4 protein-coding genes are annotated in these 4,723 nt (G+C 74.7%); all 4 read left to right on the top strand.

What is annotated here, in order from left to right:
- Positions 1–2,233 (top strand): amino acid adenylation domain-containing protein (locus BI06_RS53970; RefSeq protein WP_051742172.1); only part of this gene is annotated, 2,233 nt, incomplete at its 5' end.
- Positions 2,227–3,252: a zinc-binding dehydrogenase gene (locus tag BI06_RS30680; RefSeq protein ID WP_107113424.1), complete on the top strand. Its 1,026-nt coding sequence runs from the start codon at positions 2,227–2,229 to the stop codon at positions 3,250–3,252. The genes BI06_RS53970 and BI06_RS30680, both read left to right, overlap by 7 nt.
- Positions 3,249–4,340, top strand: coding sequence for an N-acetyl-gamma-glutamyl-phosphate reductase (gene argC, locus BI06_RS30675; RefSeq protein WP_233290332.1), 1,092 nt, complete (start codon positions 3,249–3,251; stop codon positions 4,338–4,340). Before BI06_RS30680 ends, argC begins: the two co-directional genes overlap by 4 nt.
- A gap of 5 nt (positions 4,341–4,345) precedes the next feature.
- The coding region (gene pgk, locus BI06_RS30670) for a phosphoglycerate kinase (protein ID WP_149030524.1) at positions 4,346–4,723 on the top strand (378 nt) is incomplete at its 3' end.

The following is a 4,723-nucleotide window of genomic DNA, read 5'->3' as shown; positions in this document are numbered from 1 at the left end:
CGCCGGCCTCGCGGCCCTGGTCGGCGACCCCGACCGGGCCGCGGCCTGCGGGCTGGACGCGCTGCCCGTGATCGACCCGGAGGCCGTCGAGGCGGAGCCGGCCCGACCCGCCGAGGCCGGTGGGACCGTCGCGGCCGCACCCGGCCCGGACGACCCGGCCTACGTGATCTACACCTCCGGCTCCACCGGCGTGCCCAAGGGCTGCGTGGTCACCCACGGCAACGTCCTGGAACTGCTGCGGGCCACCCTGCCGCTGTTCGAGCTCGGCACCGACGACCGCTGGACTCTGTTCCACTCCGCCTCCTTCGACTTCTCGGTCTGGGAGCTGTGGGGCGCCTGGGCGACCGGCGCGACCGCCGTCCCGGTGCCCGCCGCCACGGCGCAGGCCCCGGAGGACTTCCTGCGGCTGCTGGCGGACGAGCGGATCACGGTGCTCAACCAGGTCCCGTCCGCCTTCCGCCACCTGGCCCGGGAGTACGGCGACTCGGGCGCCCCGGCGACCGCGCTGCGGTACGTGGTCTTCGGCGGCGAGAGCGTCGACCTCGACGTGGTGCGCGGCTTCCTCGCCGCCGCGGCCGCCGCACCCGGCCCGGCGCCCGTGATGGTCAACATGTACGGCATCACCGAGACCACCGTGCACGCCACCCACCTGGTGCTCACCCCGGAGCAGCTGGCCGGCGGCGCCGCCTCGCCGATCGGCCGCCCGCTGCCCCATCTGGCGATCGAACTGCGCGACGACGCCCTCCGGCCGGTCGCGGACGGCGAGGTCGGCGAGATGTGGGTGGCCGGGGCGGGGGTCGCCGACGGCTACCTGAACCGGCCCGAACTCACCGCCGAGCGCTTCCGCACCCTCGACGGCCGCCGGATGTACCGCACCGGCGACCTCGCCCGCCGGCTGCCCGACGGAGCGCTCGCCTACCTCGGCCGCAACGACCAGCAGGTCAAGCTCCGCGGCCACCGGGTCGAGCTCGGCGAGGTCGAGGCCGGTCTGCGGGCCGCCCCGCAGGTCCGCGACGCGGCCGCGCTGGTCGTCCGGGACGGCGCGGGCAACGAACTGCTGACCGCGTTGGTCGTCCCGTCCGGCCCGGGTGAGCCGGACCTCGCCGCCCTGCGGCGGTTCGCCCGCGCCACCATGCCCGCGCAGCTGGTCCCCAACCGCTTCCACCCGGTGGCGGAGCTGCCGCTCACCTCCTCCGGAAAGCTCGACCGGAAGGCGCTGGCCGAGCTGGCGCCGCGGGCCGGGGCGCTGCGGGTCGGGGCGCAGCGGGAAGAGGCACAGCGGGAAGAGGCACCGCGCACCCGCGTCCTGGTGCTCGACCCGATCGACCCGGGGGCGCTGGACGAGCTGCGCCGACGCTACGACGTCACCGTGGCGCTGCGCCCGCCCGTCGACGAACTGCTCGGGCTGGTACGCGACCAGGAAGTGATCGTGCTGCGCAGCGGGGTCCGACTGGACGCCCCCGTCATCGCGGCGGCCGCCCGGCTCAAGGTGATCGCCCGGGCGGGTTCCGGGATCGACAACATCGACGTCGGGGCGGCCCGGGCGGCCGGCGTGACGGTCTTCAACATCCCCGCCGTCTCCGCCCCGGCCGTCGCCGAGCTGGCCCTCGGGCTGATGCTCACGGTCGGGCGCCACCTGGCGCTCGCGGACCGCCAGGTGCGCTCCGGGATCTGGAACAAGGCCGCGCTCTCCGGCGTCGAACTCGGCGGCAAGACCCTGGGCCTGGTCGGCTACGGCCGGATCGGCTCCCGGATCGCGGCGCTCGGCCGCGCCCTCGGCATGCGGGTGCTGGTCGACGTGGCCCGTCCCGACGACGACCGCCGACACGAACTGGAGCGGCTCGACTACGAGTTGGCGCCACTGAAGACGCTGCTGCCGGCCGCCGACGTGGTCTGTCTGGCCGTCCCGCTGACCGACCGGACGCACCACCTGATCGACGCCGCCGCGCTGGCCGCGATGAAGCCGACCGCCCTGCTGGTCAATGTCTCCCGCGGCCTGGTCGTCGACGAGGACGCGTTGTACGAGGCGCTCGCCGAGGGCCGGATCGGCGGTGCCGGGCTCGACGTGGTGGCCGAGGAGGGCCGTCCGAACCGGCTCCACGAGCTGGACAACGTGGTGATCACCCCGCACATCGGCGCGATGTCGGTGGACTCGCAGGTCCGGATCGGCCGCATCCTGGTCGACTCGGTGGCCGCCGCCCTGGCCGGCCAGGAGGTGCCGAACCAGTGCTGACGACCAGTCAGGACACCATGGACAGCGCGGTGCTGGCCGACTACGGCCGGATCGAGCACCGGCGCACCCCGCTGCCGCCGGTCGCCCCCGGCGAGCTGCTGGTCCGGGTGCTCGCCACCGGCATCTGCGGCTCCGACCTGGCCACCTACCGCGGCGCCCATCCGTACAAGACCGCGCCGACCGTGCTCGGCCACGAACTGTGCGGCACCGTCGTCAACCCGGCCGGCGGGTTCGCGGAGGGCGAGCTGGTGTGCGCCGCCGCCTACGCGCACTGCGGCGACTGCCCGATGTGCGTCCGGGGGCGCACCAACCTGTGCGCCGCCAAGGCCAACCTGTGCCACCTCGGCTGGGACGGCTCCTTCGCGCAGTACGTGGCGCTGCGGCCCGCCATGACCTACCGCCTGCCCGCCGGTACCGATCCGGAACTCGGGGCGCTGGTCGAGCCGTTGTCGATCGCCCACCACGCCGTCGCCCTGGCCGGCCCGGCGGACGGGCGGGCCGTGCGGATCATCGGCGCGGGCAACATCGGCCTCGGCTGCCTGCTCGCCGCCAAACGGCTCGGCTTCGGCACCGTCGTCTGCTCCGACCTCGGCCCGGACAAGGGCCGCCGCGCCGAGGCCCTCGGCGCCGACGGCTACCTCGACGTACTGGCCGGCGAGGCCGCCCCGGGCCCGGCCGCACCGGAGGCCGACGTGGTGCTCGTCGCCGCCGGCCACCCGGGCGCGGTGGACGAGGCGGTCCGGGCGGTGCGGCCCGGCGGGACCGTGGTCGTGGTCAGCTTCTTCGACCGCCCGCCCGCCGTCGCGGTCAACGCCCTGGTCGGCAAGGAGGTCCGGGTGATCGGCTCCTCGCTGTCCACCGCCGAGGACTTCCACGCCGTCATCGGCTGGCTCGCCGAGGGCAGCGTCGACCCGCGGCCCATGGTCACCCACCGCTTCGGCCTCGCCGACGCCGGCGCCGCACTGGCACTGATGGCGGCCGGCGAACCGGCCACCGGAAAGATCATCATCACCCCGTGAGGACACGCATGACGCTCACCATCGGCATCGTCGGCGGCACCGGGCACGCGGGCGGCGAACTCTGCCGCCTGCTGCTGAACCACCCCGGCGTCGCCACCATCCTGCCCACCGCCCGCGGCGGCGAGGACCTCGAACGGGTCCACCCCAACCTGCTCGGCAGCGGGCTCGCCTTCACCACCGTCGAGCAGCTGCGCGAGCGGGCCGCCGAACTCGACGTGGTGTTCTTCTGCACCCCCTCGGGCGAGGCGATGCGCTCCGCGCCGTACTTCCTGGAGCGCGGCGTCAAGGTGGTCGACGTCAGCGCCGACTTCCGGTTCGCCGAAGCCGACCGCTACCGCGAGGTCTACGGCGAGGAGCACGCCAGCCCGCAGCTGCTGGCGGAGGCCGTCTACGGCGTCACCGAGCTGTACCGCGACCGGGTCGCCGCGGCCCGGCTGGTGGCCAACCCCGGCTGCTACGCCATCACCACCGTGCTCGGCCTCGCCCCGCTGCTGCGCTCCGGGCTCGCCGACCTGGACACCGCGATCCACCTCGCCGCCGTCAACGGCACCTCCGGCGCGGGCAACAAGCCGAAGACCGAGATCATGCACGCCGAGGCCTTCGCCTCGATGCTGCCCTACAGCCTGGAGGGCCACCGGCACGCCCCCGAGCTGGAGACCCAGCTCGCCCCGCTGGCCGGCCGCGAGCCCGTCGTCGACATGACCACCGCCCACGGCAACTTCGTCCGCGGCATCTACATCCAGGCCAGCGTCGCGGTCCGCGCGGAGGCCCGGGCCGGCCTGGACCGCGCCGCCCTGCTCGACCTCTACCGCGAGCACTACGCCGACGAGCACTTCGTGCGCGTCAACACCTTCGCCAAGCAGGGCAAGCTCAACGCCAAGGAGTACGGCGTCTACCCGAGCCTCACCTCGGTGGCCGGCTCCAACTTCTGCCACATCGGGGTGGACTACGACCCGGTGCGCGGCTTCGCCAAGGTCGTCGCGGTGACCGACAACCTGGTCAAGGGGGCGGCCGGTTCGGCGATCCAGAACATGAACCTGATGTTCGGCCTGGACGAGCGCGCCGGCCTCGGGCACTACGGCCTGTGACCGGGATGCGGCTGCTCGCCGACCACACCCCGGCGCCCGGCGAGCGCTGGATCTACTCGGCCGGGTTCAACGCCGGTCCCGCGCTCGCCGACACCGGCCGGATCGACGTCGAACTGGCCGACCTCGCCCGGCTGTCGGACGCCGGCGCGCGGACCGCCCTGCTCAGCCACCAGGGCAGCGCCAAGGACGGCAGCGCCCGCCACCTGGACTACCTGGCCGACTACCTCTCCCGGCGGCTCGGCCGCCCGGTGCGCTACCTGCCGGAGAACAGCACGGCCCGCGCCCGGGCCTGGGCCCGGGAGTTGGGCCCCGGGGAGATCGCGCTGTTCGGCAACACCCGCCTCGACCCGGGCGAGGAGCGCGGTGACCCCGAACTCGCCCGC

Origin of the sequence: Kitasatospora sp. MBT66, from assembly GCF_000710405.2 — a bacterium.
Lineage (GTDB): Bacteria > Actinomycetota > Actinomycetes > Streptomycetales > Streptomycetaceae > Kitasatospora > Kitasatospora purpeofusca.
Note: the sequence above shows the minus strand (reverse complement) of the source record. Positions and strands in the feature narration are given on the sequence as shown.